This window comes from Actinomyces bowdenii (genome assembly GCF_017592395.1).
Classification (GTDB): Bacteria; Actinomycetota; Actinomycetes; order Actinomycetales; family Actinomycetaceae; genus Actinomyces; species Actinomyces bowdenii.
The window spans coordinates 122,183-141,574 of sequence record NZ_JAGFOU010000001.1 but is presented as its reverse complement, the minus strand read 5'-3'; the positions used below and the strand labels follow the sequence as shown (position 1 = coordinate 141,574).

14 protein-coding genes are annotated in these 19,392 nt (G+C 75.4%); 9 read left to right on the top strand and 5 right to left on the bottom strand.

The annotated features are described in order from the left end of the window. Nucleotides 1-32 precede the first annotated feature (32 nt). Nucleotides 33-2,582 carry a hypothetical protein gene (locus J5X07_RS12760; protein ID WP_243896152.1) on the bottom strand — a complete coding sequence of 850 codons (2,550 nt, stop codon included), beginning with the start codon at nt 2,580-2,582 and terminating at the stop codon, nt 33-35. Then, the gene (locus J5X07_RS00590; protein ID WP_185732061.1) at nt 2,572-3,585 is read right to left on the bottom strand and encodes a hypothetical protein; all 1,014 of its coding nucleotides are present in this window, start codon (nt 3,583-3,585) and stop codon (nt 2,572-2,574) included. The genes J5X07_RS12760 and J5X07_RS00590 overlap by 11 nt, the downstream gene beginning before the upstream one ends. 139 nt (nt 3,586-3,724) lie before the next feature. Here J5X07_RS00590 and J5X07_RS00585 point away from each other — a divergent pair, with 139 nt between their 5' ends. After that, on the top strand, nt 3,725-4,789 hold the full coding sequence (locus tag J5X07_RS00585; protein WP_208478325.1) for a Fic family protein: 1,065 nt from the start codon (nt 3,725-3,727) through the stop codon (nt 4,787-4,789). Between the two features lie 76 nt (nt 4,790-4,865). Here the strand turns inward: J5X07_RS00585 and J5X07_RS00580 are convergent, their stop codons facing one another. Continuing rightward, nucleotides 4,866-5,810, bottom strand: coding sequence for an HAD family hydrolase (locus J5X07_RS00580; protein ID WP_124934212.1), 945 nt, complete (start codon nt 5,808-5,810; stop codon nt 4,866-4,868). A gap of 477 nt (nt 5,811-6,287) precedes the next feature. On the opposite strand from J5X07_RS00580, the gene J5X07_RS00575 reads away from it, so the two are divergent. From J5X07_RS00575 to J5X07_RS00550, 6 genes are all read left to right on the top strand, one after another. After that, complete coding sequence (locus J5X07_RS00575) at nt 6,288-7,250, top strand: cellulose synthase operon protein YhjQ/BcsQ (RefSeq protein ID WP_243896150.1); 963 nt, start codon at nt 6,288-6,290, stop codon at nt 7,248-7,250. Nucleotides 7,251-7,263: 13 nt separating this feature from the next. Further along, complete coding sequence (locus J5X07_RS00570) at nt 7,264-8,619, top strand: TadA family conjugal transfer-associated ATPase (RefSeq protein ID WP_185732063.1); 1,356 nt, start codon at nt 7,264-7,266, stop codon at nt 8,617-8,619. Continuing rightward, nucleotides 8,616-9,854 carry a hypothetical protein gene (locus J5X07_RS00565; protein WP_208478323.1) on the top strand — a complete coding sequence of 413 codons (1,239 nt, stop codon included), beginning with the start codon at nt 8,616-8,618 and terminating at the stop codon, nt 9,852-9,854. The genes J5X07_RS00570 and J5X07_RS00565 overlap by 4 nt, the downstream gene beginning before the upstream one ends. Nucleotides 9,855-9,930: 76 nt before the next feature. Next, entirely contained in the window at nt 9,931-10,443 is a 513-nt protein-coding gene (locus J5X07_RS00560; protein WP_208478322.1) for a PH domain-containing protein, read from the top strand. A gap of 111 nt (nt 10,444-10,554) precedes the next feature. Beyond that, complete coding sequence (locus tag J5X07_RS00555) at nt 10,555-12,165, top strand: DUF7059 domain-containing protein (RefSeq protein ID WP_208478321.1); 1,611 nt, start codon at nt 10,555-10,557, stop codon at nt 12,163-12,165. A 220-nt stretch (nt 12,166-12,385) separates the two neighbouring features. Then, entirely contained in the window at nt 12,386-13,336 is a 951-nt protein-coding gene (locus J5X07_RS00550) for a phosphatase PAP2 family protein (protein ID WP_208478393.1), read from the top strand. A gap of 106 nt (nt 13,337-13,442) precedes the next feature. Here J5X07_RS00550 and J5X07_RS00545 read toward each other — a convergent pair whose 3' ends face one another. Both J5X07_RS00545 and J5X07_RS00540 read right to left on the bottom strand, forming a co-directional pair. After that, on the bottom strand, nt 13,443-15,173 hold the full coding sequence (locus J5X07_RS00545; protein ID WP_208478320.1) for a sensor histidine kinase: 1,731 nt from the start codon (nt 15,171-15,173) through the stop codon (nt 13,443-13,445). A 17-nt stretch (nt 15,174-15,190) separates the two neighbouring features. Next, a complete protein-coding gene (locus tag J5X07_RS00540) occupies nt 15,191-15,937 on the bottom strand; it encodes a response regulator transcription factor (protein WP_124934218.1) in 747 nt (248 codons plus the stop codon). A gap of 416 nt (nt 15,938-16,353) precedes the next feature. Here J5X07_RS00540 and J5X07_RS00535 point away from each other — a divergent pair, with 416 nt between their 5' ends. Both J5X07_RS00535 and J5X07_RS00530 read left to right on the top strand, forming a co-directional pair. After that, on the top strand, nt 16,354-17,712 hold the full coding sequence (locus tag J5X07_RS00535; protein ID WP_124934219.1) for a PAS domain S-box protein: 1,359 nt from the start codon (nt 16,354-16,356) through the stop codon (nt 17,710-17,712). A 164-nt stretch (nt 17,713-17,876) separates the two neighbouring features. After that, complete coding sequence (locus J5X07_RS00530) at nt 17,877-19,211, top strand: PAS domain-containing protein (protein ID WP_208478319.1); 1,335 nt, start codon at nt 17,877-17,879, stop codon at nt 19,209-19,211. Nucleotides 19,212-19,392 lie beyond the last annotated feature (181 nt).

Sequence of the window (19,392 nt, the reverse complement as noted above, 5' to 3'; positions counted from 1 at the left end):
CCTCCGGCCCGCTGCCGGGGGTGAGGCGCTGCTCATGATCTGCGGTCGAGGGGGCGGCGGGGGCCCGCCGGGTCCCCATCGCCCTCGTGCCGGTCCTGCGCCGCCTGCTCCTGACGCCCGGCCCGGCGGGAGGTGTGCGCGACCAGGCCCACCATGATGATCAGCAGGCCCATGAGGGCCAAGCGCCCCGTCAGCCCATCGGCCATGGCGTACGTGGCCAGCGCCTCGCCCAGCTCGGAGTGCGCCTGGAGGCGCTCCACCGTGGGACCGAGCAGGGATGCCACGGACCCGGGCGCCACGATGAAGGGCAGGCCGATGAGCAGGCTGATCCCGCCCAGGACGAGGGTGCCCAGGGAGGAGCGGCGCGCCATGAGCAGCGCCAGGCACAGGAGCAGCGCGCCCGCCCCCAGCTCCAGGGCCCCTCGCGGCGAGGCCGTGGCGGGCCATGCCGTGGCATCCCCACCGGTCAGGGCGGCTGCGCCGTCGTTGACCAGGAACCAGGCCACCGGGAGCAGGACGAGAGCCAGCAGCACCCCCGCCCAGTGGGAGGCCGTGCGCCTCTGAGGCCGCGAGAGGGAGGAGGTGGCCCCCTCCAGGAGGATGTCCCGCTCATCGGCACTCCGGGGGGAGGCGGTCATCGGCTCGGGATCCGAGCCACGCCCCTGCTGGGCCCCCGGCCGCACCTCGGGGGAGGCCTCCTCGGGCTCGGAGGGGGCCTGCACCTCCTGGAGGGCGGCTGGGGCCTCGGGGGGCGAGGCGGGCACGATGCCCTCCCCGTCGTCCAAGGGGGCCTCCTCCCGGGGGTGGCGCAGCGGCGCCGCAGCGGGCTCAATGGGCTCGATGGGCGCTGCGGGCTCAATGGGGTCAATGGGCTCAATGGGCGCTGCGGGCTCAGCGGCCTGCGAGGGCTCGCGCCGCACCGCCTGCGCCGCAGGGGTGGGAAGCGGCTGCGCCGGCTGATCGGGGTCGGCCTGAGCCGCTGGCGCCTCAGGAGCCAGCGGTCCCTCGCCCGCCCGGGCACCGGGAGCCCGGGTGAGCGGCTCGGGTGCAGTGGCTGGTGCTGATGCGGTGGCTGATGCGGTGACCGGGCCTGAGGCCGGCTCCATCGACGAAGCGGAGGAGGCCCGGGCCGCGGATGGCTCGGCGGCGGGGGCCAGGGGCTCCAGGGGAGCCTCGGGGCCTGCCGCGCCCGCGCGGGGGGAGACGGGCTCGGCGGCCACGGCCTCCTCGGCCCCCACCACCGGGTCGACGACGGGCGTCTCAGCCGGCTCCACGGCCGGCCCGGCCTCGGAGGCCTCCGCCGTCGAGCCCGCACCCGGCGAGAGAGGCGCCGGCGAATCGGCATCCGGGGCAGACCCGGCGCCAGGGCCCGCGACGGGCGGCTGAGCGGCCACCGCGCCGGCAGGGCGCGCTGCGGCGCCGGGCGCCGAGGGCTCCTGGGAACCGGCAGGCTCAGTCTCGGGCCGCGCCTGGTGCGAGGCCGGCTCGCCCGCTGACTCCCGGCTGCCGGCTGCTCCCGGGGCGGCGCCGGACAGCGGGAGCGCTGAGGCGCCCGGTCCGCTCGCCGTCTGCTGGCCGGCCGCTGCCTGGCCGGGGCCGGGCTCCGCCGCCGCGGCCGCCTCCTCGTCGAGGGGCTCCTCGGGCGTGGCCGCATCCATCATGATCGGCTCGGCCTCGGGCATATCGTCAACGATGACGCGACGCTGAGTGGACGGCGCCGGGCGCGGCCCCGCAGGCTCCGGGGCCTGCGCGGGAGCCCCGCTGGGCCCGGCCGGGGCATGGCCGGCCTCCTGCGGCTGCGGGGAGGCCGGCGGGGCCGCGGATGCCTCGGGGGTCGCAGGGGCCGCATCCTCCCTGGAGGAGTCGTCCAGAGTCGGGGTCTGCGGAACCTCGGGCGCCTGGGGGACAGTGGAGGGCTCGGGCAGGCTGGGCACCTCCGGGACATCAGCGGCCCGCGGGACGCTGGGGGTCTCGGGCACACCGGGAGCCTGATGCGGGGACTCGCTGCGGGCCAGCGGGGATGCTGCCCGGGCCTCGGGCATCCGCAGGGCGTAGGGAGGATGGGCCCTGCCCCTGCGGTTGTGGTCCAGGAGGGCGTCGGACTTGGCCAGGGGCTGCGCGATGCCGAGCTCCTCGCCGGGCAGGTGCCTGGAGGCGGTGTGCCCATGGTCATGGCCATGGTCGGCTGACCAGCCGCGAGCCGACGGCGCCGCTGCTCCGCCATCAGCGCTCCTATGACCCGCGCCGGCACCCGTCGGGGCGGCAGGAGGGGAACCGGCAGCGGCCGCGGGCCGGGCTCCCGCCTCCGGGCGCCCGCCGTCCCCGGCCGGATCCCCGGCCCCCCGCGCCACCGGTGCCGAGGGGTCACCGGCCCGTGCCTCCACCGGCGCCCCCGGCAGCGGCACGGGCTCGGGCCGCGCGCCGCCCTCGGGCGCACCGTCGCCGGTGCCCCGCATCTGGGGCATCTGGGGCATGGCGGGGGCCGAGCCCGCCGGGCTGCCGCTCTCCTGCGGCGCCACAGCGGTCAGAGGGGTGGTCGGCGTCGGGGTGTCATCCTGTCCGCGGGGGTGGTCAGTGCTCACGGGTTCCTCCTTGTGTGTGCTCACCGTAGTGGCTGCCCGGCCGCCCCGGAAGGCGGGCCGGGCCCGAGCGCAGGTCGGCGAGCTCGTGGGAGCGGCCCTGACGACGGGCCATATGGGCGCCCCACCCCGCCGTCAGGAGCATCAGCCCGACGGCGATGGCCACCACCGGCCCCGGGCCGTGGGGCACGAGCCGGGCCAGCGGGCGGTACCAGGTGAGAGTGGGATCCACCAGGGCGGGAAGGGCCAGGACGATGATGGCCGCTCCGCCCGCCCGCGCCCCCAGGGAGGAGCGGCCGGTGGAGGCGGCGGCGATGATGAGCAGCACCAGGGCCGCCAGCACCAGGGCGTAGGCGCCCGGGCCGGTCGGGACGCCCGGGCTGCTGACGGTGGCATAGGAGCGGTACAGGAGCGGGACCGCCGCACCCAGGGGCACCAGCACCCAGGGGAGGGACAGCAGGTGGTCGCGCCGTCGGGACGGTGGCGGCACGGGCGTCGTGCCGATCTGCCTGTCGGCCCGCGTCAGGCGGAAGGACGAGCGGCCCTGGAGGTGCCCGCCACGGCGGGCCAGGCGCATCCCCCAGGCCGCGCCCAGCCACAGCCCGGCAGCCAGCAGAGCGGCGCCGCAGGAGACCAGGGCGCGGGCCCAGGCGGCGGGGAGGGTGGCCGCATGTCCCGGCGCCAGCAGGATGGCGATCTGGGCCGCCAGCGCGCTCAGCCCCGCCGCCAGCAGGCCCACCGAGGAGCGGGCCGCGAAGAACAGGCAGGCCGGCAGGCACAGGGCCAGGAGGGCCAGGAGCAGCAGGGCCGCATGCACCGGGCGGCCCTGCGCCAGGGCGGAGGCGGACATGCCGATGAGGGCCAGGGCCGCTGGGCATAGCGCGACACCGGCCAGGGCGGTCAGGATGTGGTCCCAGCGGCGCCCTCGGGGGACGAGGCCCACTCCCGAGGCGGGAGTGGCCGCCGGGTCCGGGGACGAGGCGCGTGGGAGAGGGGAGGAACTCACCCGCCCGAGTCTAGTGGGAGACGGATGCCGCTTCCCTCCCGGGGCGGCGCCCGCATCCCGGCAGGGGCGGCGGCGCGGCCGAATCCGGCCCCCGCCGGCGCGCTGCGCGCCCGCTGCTGGGGTGTGCGACAGTGTGCCCATGGTCAGGATGTCAGTGGGGATCGGCTCTGCCGGGCCCGGCCCGGGGATGCCCGCGCGCAGGCGGCGGGTAGCCGCGCGCCCGGGCGATGACGGCGGTGGCCCCGGTGCGCGGGGGACGGGCGCCGATGCCGCGCTGGCGTCGGGCTCCCGGGGCGCGGCGATGCCCGCGGCGGGGGCGCAGGAGCCCGGGGATGCGATGCTCAGCGCCCTTCGGGCGATCTCCCAGGACCAGCGCGTGCTCCGGGCGGAGGAGGCGGTCCGGCAGGCCTCGGCCGAGCTGCGCTGGCACGGGGCCCTGCGGCGGCGGTGGCGCGAGGCCCGGGCGGAGGCCTCGATCCGTGCCGCGGTGGCCAGCGCGGGGGCGGAGGGCGTCGTCATGCCCGTGGAGGTGCTGAGGGACCATGTGGTGGTCTCAGGCCTGGACGAGGCCCTCACCGGCGATCCGGGACTGGACGCGGCTGCGGGCCTGTGGCGGGCGGGCGTGCAGGTGGTCGGCTGGATGCCCGACCTGGTGGGGCGCGGCCGGCCGGCGGCCCCCGGTGCGCGGGGCCTGCTCAGCGCGCTGCACCGCGATGTCACCGGCCCCCTGGCGGCGGCTGGGCTGATCGGGATGGCCGAGGTTGCCGCCCCGCGCACCGACTCCGCGCCCCGGGAGGGCGGGCCCGCACCGGCCCCCGCGGGAGGGCGGCTGCGCGCGCGTCTGGAAGGGCTGCTCGCCCTCATCGAGGCCCGCCATGCCCCCGCCCTGGTGCGGGCCGCCGTCGTCCATGCCGAGATGGTCGCGCTGCGGCCCTTCAGCTCGGGCAACGCCGCCGTGGGCAGGCTCCTGGTGCGCCACCTCATCACCGCCGACGCGCTGGAGCCCACGGGCACCGCCGTCACCGAGCTGTACGCGGCGCAGGCCCCCGGGGCCTACGCCGAGGCGGCCGCCGCCTACGCCACGGGGACCATGGAAGGAGTGGTGGACTGGGTGGTGTGGCAGGCGGAGGCGATCCTCGTGGGGATCGAGGAGGCCGGCCGGTTGTGCCGCGCGGTGCAGGCGGGCACCTGGCGGGCGGGATGAGCGCCGCGTGACCGGGAGTGGGAATGATGGTGACGGGGCCCAAGGGGCTCCCCCGGCGCTGCCCGCGGGGCGCTGATCAGCTGCGGCCGGTCCTGCGGGCCAGGCGCCGGCCCAGCGGCGCTGCGGCGGCTCGACGCCGGGGGAACCGGGCCACGGCCCAACCCGTGGCAGTGGCCACGGCCAGCAGCAGAGCCGCCTGCAGCACTCCGGAGGCGGGCTGTGGCGGGGCCCAGGAGCGCAGGCGCACGGGCCGGACGAAGTCGCGCACCGGCCATCCCTCCCGGGCGGCCAGGCGGCGCAGCTCCCGGTCGGGATTGGCGGCCACCGGATGCCCCACGGCCCGCAGCATGGGCTCATCGGAGACCGAGTCGGAGTAGGCCCAGGAGCGCTGCAGGTCGATGCCATGGGCGGCGGCGTCCTCCTGGAGGGCCACCACCTTCTGCGCATGGAGCAGGGAGCGCTCGATGCGGCCGGTGAAGCGGCCCTCGTCATCGACCTCCAGGCGGGTGGCCACCGCCCGCCCGGCGCCCACCATGCGCGCCACCGGCTCCACGATCTCACTGGTGGAGGCCGAGACGACGACGACATCGTGCCCCGCCTGCTGGTGGGCGGCGATGAGCTGGAGCGCCTCGGCGTAGCAGGCCGGCTCGATGGCGCTCCCCAGGGCGTCCTCCACCACCTGGCGCAGCTCGCGGCGCGAGATCCCCGCCAGCATCCGGGCCAGGCGCTCCATGATCCGGTTGGCCTGCGGGGTGTCCACGCCGACGAGCAGGTAGGGCAGCTGGACGACCACGCCCCGGGCCACAGCGGTGCGGGAGATGAGGCCCGAGCGGCGCATCGGCTCGCCCAGGGCCAGTGCCGCCGAGGTCGCCAGGATCGTCTTGTCCAGGTCGAAGTAGGCGGCGGTGCGATGCGGCGGGCCGCAGGGCGCGGTGGGCGCCGGGGCGTCCTGGGGCGCCCCGGCCGGGCGCGGGACCTGGGCCCCGCTGGAGGAGGCGGGGGCGGGGGACGCGGGGGACATGGGCTCATCACATCACGGTTCGGTGTCCGGGGCCACTCCGCCTCTCCCCGGGGCGCCGTCAGCGGTGCCTGGTGGGCGCCCGGCGGGCGCCTGGTGGGCGCCTGGCGGGGCCCGTCTGACATGGCCCGGCTGGAGCTTCCCCGTCACCGCGGGCCGAGCCGTGCTCCACAGGGGCCCATTCTGCGGGCTCCATCCACAGGGCCGGGCCCTTCCGGGGGCGCATCCCCGACCGCCGCGGCACAGTGGCGGTGGGCGGCAGGGCGCAGGCCACCGCCCACCCGCAATGCCGTCAGTGCTGGCCGGCACCGGTCCGAGGAGGTCGTGATGTGGATGCCTGAGGCCCCGACACCGCAGGTCCCCGGCGGCGGTCATGAGCCCGCCGTCAGGGGGCCCGCCGGCGCGCTCACCGGCTGTGCCGGCGCGACCGGGCACGCGGACCGCGAAGACCCCTGGCCGGGGGCGCAGGGGGCGGCGGCCATGCGTCCCGCACCGGCGGGGACCCGCCTCCTGGCGCTCACCGGGGCGCTGGGGGGCCTGGGCGTGAGCACCCTGCTCATCCACCTGGCCTGGGCGCTGCGCCGTGAGGGCAGGCGCGTGGCCATGGTGGATCTCGATCCCGCCGGGGGCCTGGGCCTGCTCCTGGGCGATGAGGCGCTGCCGGGGCTGCGCTGGGCGGACCTGCCCGACGAGGAGTCGGCCTTCCGCCCGGGAAGGCTCATCGGCGCCCTGCCGGCCTGGCACGCCATCCCCTTCCTCACCGGCGATGGCCGGGGCGGACCGGCCCCGCCCGCACCCGTGGACGGTGCCGCGCCGCCGGCCGGGTCCTGCCTTCCCGCGGTCCTGGAGGCGCTCCTGTGCGAGCACGACGTCGTCCTGCTCGACCTGCCGCGGGGATGCCCGCCTCCCCCGGGATCGGATGTCCTGCTCCTCAGCGGCCTCGACCTGCGCTCAGCGGTGGCCTGCCAGGCGCTGGTGCCCCGATTGCAGGCCGGGACCGGGATCGGCGGGGCGCGGCAGGGGCCGGGAGTGGGCCTCCTGGTGCGCCAGGTCGGCGAGGACATCTCGGTGCCCGACCTGGAGCTCGTCGCCGGCTGCCCGGTGCTCGCCGCCATCCCCACCGACCGCGCCGTGCGCCAGCGCATCATCCGCGGGGAGGACCCGGTGCGCTCCCGCTCAGCGCTGCGCCGCGCCGTGGGCGCCGTGGTCCGCCGACTGGAGCTGGACGAGCCGGGGGGTGGCGGGCCGCCGTGCGCCGTCGGGGACGCGGCTCAGGGCGTCGTCGGGGGCGGGCCGGGTGCTGCTCCGCAGGCCGGTGTGAGGAGTCCGGGGGCGGGGCGGCCTGCCAGCGGTGCCGGCGGGGAGGCGGAGGACCGCCCCACCATCGCCCGCGACCCGGTGGGGGAGCCCGCAGGCGCAGTGGTGAGCCCCCATGGCCGGTGAGGGCATCGGGGCGATGGGCCTGCGCAGCGAGGCTCGGGGCGTCGCGAGCTCTGAGCTGACCCGCGTGCGCAGTGCCCTGGCGCACGGCAGGAGCATGGATCAGGCTCTCGACGCCGGGGCCTCCCCGGCCACCGGGCACTCGGGCCTGGCCCGTCTGAGCCGGCGCGTGCGGGCGGATATGGAGGGGGCCGGGCCCGACCTCCAGCCGCTCATCGACACCGAGGGCGTCACCGATGTCCTGGTGGGGGCGGGCCGCATCTGGATCGACCGGGGACGCGGGCTGGAGGACGCCGGGGCCGCCATGCCCGAGGACCAGGCGCGAGCCCTGGCGGTGCGCATGGCGGCCTCCGCGGGGCGGCGCCTGGACGAGGCCTGTCCCACCGTCGACGCCACCCTGCCCGACGGCACCCGCCTCAACGCGGTCCTGCCGCCCCTGAGCAGTGAGGGAACGCTCATCAGCCTGCGCACTAGGAGGCGCCGCGGCTACACCCTTGAGGAGCTGGTGGGGGCCGGCACACTCGCCCCCGGTATCGACGTGGTCCTGGCCGCCCTGGTGGAGCAGCGGGCCAGCTGCCTCATCACCGGTGCGACCGGGACGGGCAAGACCACGCTCCTGGCCGCCCTTCTCGCCCGGGTGCCCGGCACCGAGCGGATCATCTGCATCGAGGAGGCCAGTGAGCTGCGGCCCGACCACCCCCATGTCATCCACCTCCAGGAGCGGGGCGCCAATGTCCAGGGCGTGGGGGAGGTGACGATGACCTCCCTGGTGCGCACGGCCCTGCGGATGCGGCCCGACCGCATCGTCCTGGGGGAGTGCCGGGGCCCGGAGGTCCGCGACGTGCTCACCGCCCTCAACACCGGCCACGAGGGCGGCTGGGCCACCCTGCACGCCAACTCCCCGGCCGATGTCCCCGCCCGCCTGACCGCTCTGGGGGCCTTGGCCGGCATGGATGAGGCGGCGCTGGCCGCCCAGGCCGCCAGCGCCCTGGACGTGGTGGTCCACCTGCGCCGCAGCAGTGCTGGGGCGGCCGGGGCGCGCCGTCGAGTGGACTCCCTGGGGGTTCTCAGGCGCCGGGTGTCGCAGGCGGGCCCGGTCCTGGAGTGCCAGGAGGCCCTGAGGGTCGGTGAGGACGGCACGGTGGAGGCCGGGCCCGGGGTGGGGGCCCTGGCCGCGCGCATCGGGCGCCCGCCCGTGGAGGCGGCACTGGGGCGGCCCCTGGGCGCGGGCCCGCGACTCGACCCGGGCCCCGGCCCGGACGGCGGCGCGGGCCCCGGTGCGCGCTCGGCCCAGCATCCCGGGGGCGGCCGTGGTCAGGGGCGCGGAGAGGGATGCGATGGTGTGGGCGGCCTGGGAGGCGGGCTCCCATGATCTCCCTGACTCCTGCGCCTGCCCTGAGCGGCGGGGCATGGGCGGCCGCGCTCCTGGTGGCGCTGGCCGGGGCGGTCCTGTCCCTGCCCGCGCGCAGGGGGCGGCCCCAGTCCCTGGGGCCCGCGCGCCGGGCCGCAGCCCCGCAGGAGGCGGCCGGGGGAGCGTCGCGGCGCGGGCCGCAGGCCGGCCGAGGCCTCCCGGAGGTTGATATCGGCCTGCTTCTCATCGAGGTCGCCGCCGTCCTGCGCGCGGGGGCCGCGCCGGCCCAGGCCTGGGGGCGGGCCCTGGGGCGGGCGGGCCTGGCCTGGGGCCTGGAGCCCGATGAGGACGGCGTGCCCCCGGCCCTGCGCGCCCTGGGCGGCCGCGGGGACGGGTCCTGGCTGCCCCAGTGGGCCTCGGGGCGGCCACACTGGCGCCCGCCGCCCCGAGGCCGGAGCGCGCTCAGACTCCGTGCCGCCCAGGCCGCGGTCCCCGGTGCGGTGGCCTCCTGCCGCCTGTCGGCCACCCTGGGCGCGCCCCTGGCCGAGATCCTGGAGGCAGTGGCCGAGGGGGTGGCCGAATCGGGCCGCGCGGAGTCCTCGCGCGCCGCAGCCCTCACCGGCCCACGCACCACTGCGCGCCTCCTGGCCGGCCTGCCCCCGGTGGGACTGGCCCTGGGGGCCCTGGTGGGCGCCGATCCCGCCCATCTGCTTCTCGACGGCGCCTGGGGCTCGGCCCTGGGGGTGGTGGGCGTCGTCCTCATGATTGTCGGGCACCGCGTGACGGCGCGCCTGGTGCGTGCAGCCACCGCATCCGCGGACCGCGTCGATGAGGCGCTGGTGCTGGACCTGGCCGCTGCCTCACTGCGGGCCGGCGCCTCCGTGCCCGGACTGCTGGTGGCCCTGGGGCGGGCGCTGGAGGAGGAGCCGCTGGCCGTGGTGGGGCGGGCCCTGCTGCTGGGGGCCGGGTGGGAGGAGGCCTGGCAGGCTCCGGATGATCCGGACTGGCGCAGGCGGCGCTCGCGCCTGGAGGCATGCCTGGCCCCGGGGTGGCAGGACGGCGCCTCCCCGATCAGCCTCCTGGCCGCGACTGCGCAGTCGCTTCGGGCCGGCCGGCGCTCCCAGGACGAGGAGGCCGCCCAGAGGCTCGCGGTCCGGCTGGTGCTGCCCCTGGGGGCCTGCTACCTGCCGGCCTTCATCATCCTGGGGATCGTCCCGGTCATCGCCTCGGTGGGCCTGGAGATGCTCACCGCCTGAGCCCCGGTGGCGATGCGCGGGGACCGGCCCCCGCGCCGCTGGTCAGCCCTCCGGGAGCATCTGGCATCATGGGGGCATGCCTGCACCGAGGGACATGCTCAGTCGAGACGAGATCGTGGTGCGCCATACCCGCACCCATATCAAGATCATCCTGTGGCGCATCTTCGCGCAGATCCTCATCGTGGTGGCCGCGGCCGCAGCCTCGTTCCTCATCCCCGACAACTGGGGCCCCTGGGGCGTGCCGGCGATCTGGATCGTGGCGCTCGTGGTGAGCATCCCGGTCTTCATCCTGCCCTGGTTGGCCTGGTGGAGCACGACCTACACCATCACCACCAAGCGGGTGATCACCCGCTCCGGGATCCTGTCGCGCAGCGGCCACGACCTCCCGCTGAGCCGCATCTCGGATGTCCAGCAGGACAAGAGCCTGGGCGACCGCCTCTTCGGCTGCGGCACCCTGTCCCTCCAGACCTCCTCCGATGATCCGCTGCTGCTGGAGGACGTCCCGCAGGTGGAGATGGTGCAGGTGGAGATCTCCAACCTCCTGTTCAACGACCCCCAGGGCGCCATCGACGCCGACCCCCGCAGTTAACCCAATCCCGACTTTCGACAATTTGCATGAGATCGTACTTCTCCAGGCCCGGAGAAGTACGATCTCATGCAAATCGTCGAAGATTGTGGGGGCGGGGGTAGCGTCATGAGCATGAGTGAGGACCCTGCCGCCCCCTCCGCCGCGCGCACTCCACCCCCGCCGCCCATCGCCACCGCCGAGCAGGCGGCCGCGCTGCGCAAGGATCTGGAGGCCACCGGCTGGGGCGTGGACGCCGTCGCCCACCTCCTGGGGCCCACCGCCCAGGGGGCCCTGCGCCGCGAGCTGCGCCTGCCCGCCCTGCGTGCCGTGCGCGCCGCCCTGGAGGAGGACCGCCAGGCGGGCGCCGCGCCCTCCCCGACGGCGATCCTCACCGCGCTGTTCATGCTCGGCCAGCCCGTGGCCGCCGCCGAGCTCGACGCCGTCCTGCCCCGCACCCGCGCCCGCGGCGCCACCGCCATCGGCCTGGTCTCGCCCCCCGACCAGGACGGCCGGGTCCGGGCCCAGGTGGACCTGCGCCCCCACGAGGCCGACGATGATGCCGGTACCGTGCGGTGGTGGGTGGCCTCCGATCTGGGAGAGCTGGTCACCGGCCGGGCCCTGGCCCCCGACCATGTGCTGGGCATCGGCGGCGCGGGCCTGACCCTGGCGGCCCTGACCCCCCGCACCCCCGTGCGCACCGCCCTGGACCTGGGCTGCGGCTGCGGCATCCAGACCCTCTACCTGCTGCGCCACGCCGGGCGCGTCACCGCCACCGACGTGTCCCAAAGGGCTCTGGCCTTCACCGCCTTCAACACCGCCCTGGCCGGGGAGCAGGAGCGCGTCGAGCTGCTGGAGGGCTCCCTCCTCGATCCCCTGGATCAGCGGCGCTTCGACCTCATCGCCACCAACCCGCCCTTCGTCCTGACCCCACCGGCGGTGCGGCGGGCCGGCCTGCCGCTCATGGAGTACCGCGACGCCGGCGGCCCGGTCCTGCCCGGCCTCATGGCCCGCATCGGCGACCACCTGGAGCCCGGCGGCACGGTGGTGGCCCTGGGCAACTGGGAGCACCGGCGCAGGCGCGACTGGCGCGATGAGGTCGCCTCCTGGCTGCCCCGGGATCTCGATGCCTGGGTCGTGGAGCGGGAGGCCCAGGACCCGGTGGAGTACGCCACCATGTGGCTGCGCGACGGCGGCCTGGCCCCCGAGCGCGACCTCGGCGCCTTCGAGGCCGCCCTGGGGGCCTGGATCGGGGACTTCGAGGAGCGGGGCATCGAGGCCGTGGGCTTCGGCTACCTCATCCTGTCCCGGCCCGCCGACGGGGGCCGCGCCCCCTGGCGCGTCCTGGAGGAGGTCGCCACCAGCGGGCAGGGGCCCCTGGGGCCCCACCTCGCCCGGGTCCTGGCCCTCCAGGACCGCCTGGCCGGCCTCGACGACGACGCCGTGGCCGGCCTCGCCCCGGTCCTGTCCGCCGATGTCACCGAGGAGCGCCACCACCTGCCGGGCAGCAGCGAGCCCGCCGCCATCATCCTGCGCCAGGGCGGGGCGCTGGGCCGCGCGGTCCGGGCGAGCACCGTGACCGCCGCGCTCGCGGGCGTGGCCGACGGCGAGCTGAGCGTGGCCCAGATCGCCGCGGCCGTCGCCTCCCTGGGCGGCCTCGACCGTGACGGGGCCCTCCAGGTCCGGGCCGAGATGGTCGAGGCCGTGCGGGACCTGGCCCGCAAGGGCTTCCTGACCCTGCGCTGAGCGGCCGTCGCGCATCTTCAGAGGCCCCGGATGAGCCAGGGGCGCGGGATCATGCGGCTCGGGTGAGCCTGACCTCCGCACCCGGTGCCGAAGATGTGCAGCGGGAGGGCGGCGGCCGGCCGGGCCCGGATGCGGGGCCGGATTCCGAGACGCGGACCACCGGGAATCGCGGCCGGGCACCTGCCCGATCGGCCCCCGGTGCCCCTAGCATGTGGCGGTGATGATCTCCTCGCGCTCAGGCGCCCCCAGGCGCAGGTGGCGGCTCGCCATTCTGCTGGCCCTGGCCTGCCTGGCGGGGGTCGTCGCCCTGTGGGCCGTGTTCGTGCTCACCTACAGCGGCCAGTACCTGGATGCGGCCGCGCTGGAGGGCTCCCAGATCGGGGCGCACTACGTCTCGCCGCACGCCCGGCCCCTGCTGAGTGTCGTGTCCATGCCCGCCGCGGTGACCCTGGTGGTGGTCATCCTCATCATCGGCCTGCTGCGCCGAAGCCACCGGCGGGCCCTGTGGGCGGTTGTCGCCGTGGTCGGGGCCAATATCAGCACCCAGCTGGTCAAGCACTGGATCCTGTGGCGGCCGGACTACGGCATCACCGAGCGCTTCGACAATGCCAACACCCTGCCCTCGGGGCACACGACCATGGCGGCCTCGGCGGCCGTGGCGCTGGTGCTGCTGGCCGGGCCGCGGTGGCGGGCCGCCGCCGCGTGGCTCGGCGCCCTGGGGACGGCGGCCATGGGCTACTCCACGCTGGTCATGCAGTGGCATCGCCCCTCGGATGTCCTGGCGGCGATCCTGCTGCCCGTGGCCTGGGGCGCCATCGCCGTGGCCGCGGGGGCCTGGGCCGACGACGCCGACCCGCGCGCCCGGGCGCTCAGGCCGCGCAGGGACGACGGCGCCGGGCCCGCCCCGCGGTCGGCTGCGGCGCGTGGCCGACTGCGCCGCCAGCAGGCCTGGAACCGGCTCCTGGCCCTGGCCGGGGGGCTCGGCTGCGCGGGCGCCGCCATTGCCGGGATGCGGGTGTGCCAGGAGGCCAGCGAGGGGCTCTACCGCTGGGACTACTTCGCCGCCTACGCCACGGGGGCCATGGCGACGGCGGGTCTGACCTGCCTGGCCCTGTCCGCCCTGGTCTCCCTGACGATCTGGGAGACCGGTCGGGAGCAGGTCGCGCGGTAGGGGCCTGCCACCAGTGCCGTCGGGCCACCGGGGCGGGCGGCGTCGGGCCCGGTGATGGGCCTCCGGGACCTCTGGGCGCATCCGGGCCGGCGGATCCCGTCCAGGGTCAGTCTGGGCTGGCCGCGGGCAGGGCGATGGTGAAGGCGGTGCCGTGGTCGATCCCCGTGCTCGACTCCACGGTCAGGCTCCCGCCGTGGGACTGCACGATGGCCAGGGCGATGGACATCCCCAGCCCGGTGGAGCCGGTGCGGCGCTCCCGGGAGGAGTCGGCGCGGGCGAAGCGCTCGAAGAGCCGGTCGCGCACCGCCGGGTCGATGCCCGGCCCGTCGTCGGCGATCCTCACCAGCAGCATGGGGCCGCGGCGCGAGACCGTGGTGACCACCCGGCTGCCCGCGGGCGTGTGCACGCGCGCATTGGCCAGCAGGTTGACCAGTACTTGGTGCAGGCGCGCCTCATCGCCGATGACCAGGGCCGGCTCGGGGACGAACTCCTCCTCAGGGGCCTCCAGGCCATCACCGCCCGCATGACCCGCCGGGGGCTCCAGGACCTCCAGGCCGAGCTCCCAGTGGTGCTCGGGCCCGGCCGCCCGGGCGTCGGCCACCGTGTCGACGACCAGGCCCACCAGGTCGACCTCCTCGCGGCGCAGCTCGCGACCCGCGTCCAGGCGGGCCAGGAGCAGCAGGTCCTCGACCAGCGCGGTCATGCGCAGGGACTCGGAGTGGACGCGCTCCAGGGCGTGGGTGGCCTGTGGCGGCAGCGCCGTGTGTGCGCCCTCGCGCTGGATGAGCTCGGTGTAGCCGCGGATGGAGGCCAGGGGCGTGCGCAGCTCGTGAGAGGCATCGGCGACGAACTGGCGCACCTGGGTCTCGGAGCGCTGACGCGCCGCGAGAGCGCCCTCCACATGCCCCAGCAGGGTGTTGAGGGCGCCCCCCACCTGTCCGACCTCCGTGGAGGAGGCCAGGTCCTCCACGGGCACGCGCTCCTCGATGGAGACCTCCCCGCGCTCCAGCGGCTGGGAGGCCACGCGCCGGGCGGTGCGGGCCACCCGCTCCAGAGGGGCCAGGGAGGAGCGCACCATGGCCCGCCCCGCCAGGGCGATGACGACGGCGCCCGCCAGGGCGACGACCGTCTCGATGAGCAGTTGGCTGCGGATCAGGGCGTTGTCCCCCTCCATGGACAGGCCGATGATGACGGTGTCGCCACTGCGCGGGTCCCGGGAGGCCATGGCCCGGTAATCGCCCAGGGAGTCGAGGCGCACCGTCTCGGGCCTGCCATCGGCGGTCAGCTCCAGCAGCACCCGGCTGTGGCGCTCGCCCAGGGCCGTGTAGTGGCCCTGGGTGTCGATGTAGGCGGCCTGGATCGAGGGCGCGGCGCCGGAGTCCTGGGGCTCCCCGGAGACGATGACCGTCAGGGTCCCGGTGGATTGGCCGGCTGCGTCCAGGCCCGGCGGCACCTTGGCCTCCTTGGTCAGCGTGCCGTCGCCGTCCTGCGGGCCGTCCTGGTCCTTGGCGGAGTCGGGGGGCGGGGCCTGCTCCTCGTGCTCCGCCTGCGGGTCCTGCGCGCCCTGCGTGGATGACTGCGGCCCGGCCTGGGGGTCCGCGCCGGTCTGCTCGACGCCGTGCCGCCGATTCGCGGCGCGCTCGGAGGCCGCGATGAGCTGCTGGTCGAGACGGTTCATGAGCGTGTGGCGCAGGGCCAGCGTCGATAGGGCGCCCATGACGGCCGCGGTGATGAGGACGAGGCCCAGCACCCCCACGACCAGGCGGGTGCGCAGGCTGCGGGGGCGGGAGCCGCGCCCCGGGGAGGGGGCGGGCGCGGGGTGGTGGGAGTCGGCCATGTCCGGGCCCGTGGGTGCTAGTGGGAGGCGGTCTCGGCGCCGGGGGCGGGCTTGAGGACGTAGCCGACGCCGCGCATGGTGTGGATCATGGGCTCGCGGCCCTTGTCGATCTTGCGGCGCAGGTAGGAGATGTAGAGCTCGACGATGTTGGCCTGACCGCCGAAGTCGTAGTTCCACACCCGGTCGAGGATCTGGGGCTTGGACAGGACGCGGCGGGGGTTGCGCATGAGGTAGCGCAGCAGCTCGAACTCGGTGGCGGTCAGGCGGATCTCGTCCTGGCCGCGCCAGACCTCGTGGGAGTCCTCGTCCATGCGCAGGTCCCCCACCTCCAGCAGGGAGGCGGGCTTGTGCTCACTGGCGCCCGAGCGCCGCAGCAGGCCGCGCAGGCGGGCCACGACCTCCTCCAGGGAGAAGGGCTTGGTCACGTAGTCGTCTCCTCCGGCGGTCAGTCCCGCGACACGGTCCTCGACGGCGTCCTTGGCGGTGAGGAACAGGACGGGCACGGTGGGGCTGTGGCTGCGGATGCGGCGCATCACCTCCAGGCCGTCGAAGTCGGGGAGCATGATGTCCAGGACGATGACGTCCGGCTCGATCTCCTGGGCGGCCTTGACCGCGGAGATCCCCGTGCCTGCGGTGGTGACCTCCCAGCCCTCGTAGCGCAGTGCACTGGCCAGGAGATCGGCCAGCATCTGCTCGTCGTCGACGACGAGGACGCGGACGGGGGAGCCGTCCGGGCGGGTCAGAGTCTCTGGGGCAGTAGTCATGTTGCCCATTCAACATGAGCGGGCTGGAGGTGACCAGGGGGCGACCTGTGCTGACGCTGTGTTACCAGGTTGAAACCACCGAGGGGGCCCGCCCCGCGTGGCGGTGTGACATGCTTGGGCGGTTGCGTCGCAAGATCGGGGGTTTGCTCCTGGGCACCACCCCCGATGAGTGCTGACAGGCCGCTCGGCCGGATGCGAGAGGCGGCGCAGGAGAGGACGACGGTCGCAGTGGGTGGTATCGGGGCTGGTCCCGCAGGGCCGGGCTCCCGGATGCCGGAACCGCGCATGTGCCGCAGGCCTCTCCTGGCGTAGCCTCTCAGTATCCATCTGATTGCTGTCTGCGCTACGCGACACGCTGATACCGTCGTCGGTCATCGGGCCGCCGCCACATCCCCTACCCGCATCTCAGGAGTGTCATGGAATACGTCGAAGGCAAGGAGCGCCGCTTCGGCGCGGAGGACCTGTTCTTCTCGACGACTGACGCCAAGGGTGTCATCCGCAGGACGAACCGGGTCTTCGACTCCCTGTCCCGCTACAGCGCTGAGGAGCTGGTGGGGGCGCCCCACAACATCATCCGCCATGACGACATGCCCGCGGGCGCCTTCAAGCTCATGTGGGATGAGCTGGCGCAGGGCAGGCCGGCCTGCGTCTACGTCCTCAACCGGGCGAAGGACGGGCTGGACTACTGGGTCTTCGCCACCGTCGCCCCGCTGGCCGACGGCTACCTCTCGGTGCGCGTGCGGCCCAACAACCACGCCCTGTTCACCCCGGTCAAGGAGGTCTACCAGCGGGTGCGCGCCGCCGAGCGCGAGTACGCGGAGCAGGGCCACGGCCGCCGCGAGGTCGCCGAGCATGGCGCGGACCTGCTGGCCCAGGAGCTGGCCGCCATCCAGTTCCGCGGCCTGTACTCCTTCGCCCGTGCGGCCCTGCCCCGCGAGCTGGCCCTGCTGGTGGTCGAGGGGGTGCGGGTCCCCCGCCGCGCCGAGACCGACAGCCCCATGTCCTCCATCCTGTCGGCCGTCTCGGCCATCGAGCGCGACACCGATGAGCTGGTCTACCAGCTCGGCGAGTACCAGGACCTCATCAACGGCCTGGGCTCGTGGGCCTCGGGCGTGCGCTCGGTGATCGAGCGCGCCACCCGCGTGGGCGCCCTCGTGGGCGAGGTCACCAGCCCGGATGAGGAGTCCTCGGTCCCCACCGTCGGCGAGCGCGTCAAGGAGCGCAGCGCCCAGGCGGTCGAGGTCCTCCAGCAGCTCAACTCCTCCCTGGTGGCCCTCTACGAGACCGCCTCCGAGGTGCGCTTCCGCTCCTCGATGATGCGCCTGCACACGCTCATGGTGGGCATCTTCGCCGCGGCGGTGCTCGATGAGGTGGAGACGGAGGAGGCCTCCGAGGCCATCGGCGACCTGGCCGAGGCCCTGCTGGCCGACCTGGAGCCCCTCATCCCCTCCTGCCAGAAGGCGGCCGACCTGGCCGAGCGACTGGATGCCGACCTGCGCTCCGTGGTGAGCAACCTGGACCGGGTCAAGCGGCCCTTCCAGCGGTGGATCCGCGCGCTCAGCGATGAGGGCGCCCAGCCGCTGGCCGAGGGCGTGGATGCGCAGGCCGTGCTCCAGGAGGCCGTCGAGCTCGGCGATCAGGGATTCCCGGAGACGGCATCCCTCGCCGAGCTGGCCGCCAAGGCGCGCGGTGTCGTGGTGACCCTCGATGAGCCGGTCATCCGCGAGCGGGTGGCCACGGTCCGCCAGTCCCTGGGGCAGATCAAGGCCGAGTGACACCCCGGTCGCAACTGGGTGTCACTCGGTGACAATCAGGTAAAACACCTGGTAGCCGCTGGGATTGACCATTAAAGTTCCCCTGGCCTTGCCGGCTTTGGGGGTTTTGATCAAGTACTGCGCCCCCGAGGTGGGCATATTCTACTAACCAGGCGGAGAGCATCATGGAATCGCAGATCGGATACGAGCGGCTGTTCGACCCGCAGGACATCTTCTTCTCCACGACGGATCTCAAAGGTGTCATTCAGAACACCAACAGGACCTTCGACGTGCTCTCGCGCTACTCCCGTGATCGTCTCATCGGGGCGGCGCACAACATCATCCGCCACCTGGACATGCCGGCGGGGGTCTTCCGCCTCATGTGGGACGACCTCCAGGACCGCAAGCCGGTCTGCGCCTACGTGACCAACCGTGCGGTCGATGGCCTGGACTACCGGGTCTTCGCCACGATCGTGCCGCTGCGCGAGGGCTACCTGTCGGTGCGCATCAAGCCGATGGACACCGCCACCCGCACCACGGTGGAGGAGGCCTACCGGCGGGTGCGCGCCAAGGAGCGCGACCTGGCCGCGCGGGCCGCCTCCCGCTACCAGGTGGGGGAGTACGGCGCTCAGGAGCTGAGCGCGGAGCTGCGGTCCCTGGGCTTCGCCTCCCTGCATGAGATGACCCTGATGAGCCTGCCGCGCGAGGTGGGCCTGCTGGTGGGCGCGGGCGTGCGCGTGCCCGCGGCGGCGCCCGAGGGCCTGGGCCCGGTGGCCAGGATCCTCAACTCCGTAGCCGCGATCGAGCGGGACACCAATGCCCTGGTCTACGAGCTCGACGAGTACATGCGGCTCATCACCACCATGGAGGCGGCGCACGGCTCGGTGACGGGGGTCCAGGGGCGCATCGCCCGCATCGGCCAGCTCGTCGCCCAGGAGGGCGGCGGGACGGCCCGCACCAAGGCCCAGGCCCTGGCCGAGCGGATCACCGAGTTCGCCTCGACGGCCAACAACGAGCTGGCGGGGCTGCCCAACCGCCTGCACACGATGCACGACGCCGTCACCCAGCTGCGCTTCGCGGTGGCGCTCATGCGCCTGCTGACCCTCATGGTGGGGCGCTTCGCCCAGTCGATCCTCGATGGCTCGGAGGAGGACGCCGTCCACTCCCTGACCGACCTGTGCGAGGCCCTGGAGTCGGGCTTCGCGGGCCTGGCGCCGGTGCTGCGGACCGTGTCCACCCAGGTCGGCGAGCTCGACGACGCCCTGCGCACCGTGACCTCCAGCCTGGACCGCGCCGCCCGGCGCCTGGGCCAATGGGTGGATGCGCGCGGCGGCGGCGCCGGGGCCTCGGGCTCGGCGGTGGTCGACGAGGTGGCTGCGCTGACCGCCCAGGGCTTCCCGGAGGTCCGCTCCCTGGCGCAGCTGGCGGCCGAGTGCCGGGGGCTGGGCCTGCCCTACGACGCCGAGGCCACGGACCAGCGCCTGCTGACGATCCGCCGCTCCCTGTCCGAGCTTCGCTGAGCCCTTGCCGGTGCAGGGCGCCGGGGGCATGGGGCGTCCTGTCCCGGAATGACCATCGGGGGCGGACGCCGGGTGCGTTACAGTCGCCCCAATGCCGGCTCGTGGCGGCCTCGTGCCGCCACGGCCCCCGTCCTCTCGTCCCCGTGGCTCGGACCCGCCCCTCGGGCCCGGCCCGTGGCGC

Bases quoted from the DNA above. Each gene is read 5' to 3' on its own strand.
- J5X07_RS00570 (WP_185732063.1), top strand. From the start codon at position 7,264: ATGGGCCTGCGCAGCGAGGCTCGGGGCGTCGCGAGCTCTGAGCTGACC.
- J5X07_RS00555 (WP_208478321.1), top strand. From the start codon at position 10,555: ATGAGTGAGGACCCTGCCGCCCCCTCCGCCGCGCGCACTCCACCCCCG.
- J5X07_RS00540 (WP_124934218.1), bottom strand. From the start codon at position 15,937: ATGACTACTGCCCCAGAGACTCTGACCCGCCCGGACGGCTCCCCCGTC.
- J5X07_RS00575 (WP_243896150.1), top strand. From the start codon at position 6,288: ATGCGTCCCGCACCGGCGGGGACCCGCCTCCTGGCGCTCACCGGGGCG.
- J5X07_RS00580 (WP_124934212.1), bottom strand. From the start codon at position 5,810: ATGTCCCCCGCGTCCCCCGCCCCCGCCTCCTCCAGCGGGGCCCAGGTC.
- J5X07_RS00535 (WP_124934219.1), top strand. From the start codon at position 16,354: ATGGAATACGTCGAAGGCAAGGAGCGCCGCTTCGGCGCGGAGGACCTG.
- J5X07_RS00565 (WP_208478323.1), top strand. From the start codon at position 8,616: ATGATCTCCCTGACTCCTGCGCCTGCCCTGAGCGGCGGGGCATGGGCG.
- J5X07_RS00530 (WP_208478319.1), top strand. From the start codon at position 17,877: ATGGAATCGCAGATCGGATACGAGCGGCTGTTCGACCCGCAGGACATC.
- J5X07_RS00545 (WP_208478320.1), bottom strand. From the start codon at position 15,173: ATGGCCGACTCCCACCACCCCGCGCCCGCCCCCTCCCCGGGGCGCGGC.
- J5X07_RS00550 (WP_208478393.1), top strand. From the start codon at position 12,386: ATGATCTCCTCGCGCTCAGGCGCCCCCAGGCGCAGGTGGCGGCTCGCC.
- J5X07_RS00560 (WP_208478322.1), top strand. From the start codon at position 9,931: ATGCCTGCACCGAGGGACATGCTCAGTCGAGACGAGATCGTGGTGCGC.
- J5X07_RS00585 (WP_208478325.1), top strand. From the start codon at position 3,725: ATGGTCAGGATGTCAGTGGGGATCGGCTCTGCCGGGCCCGGCCCGGGG.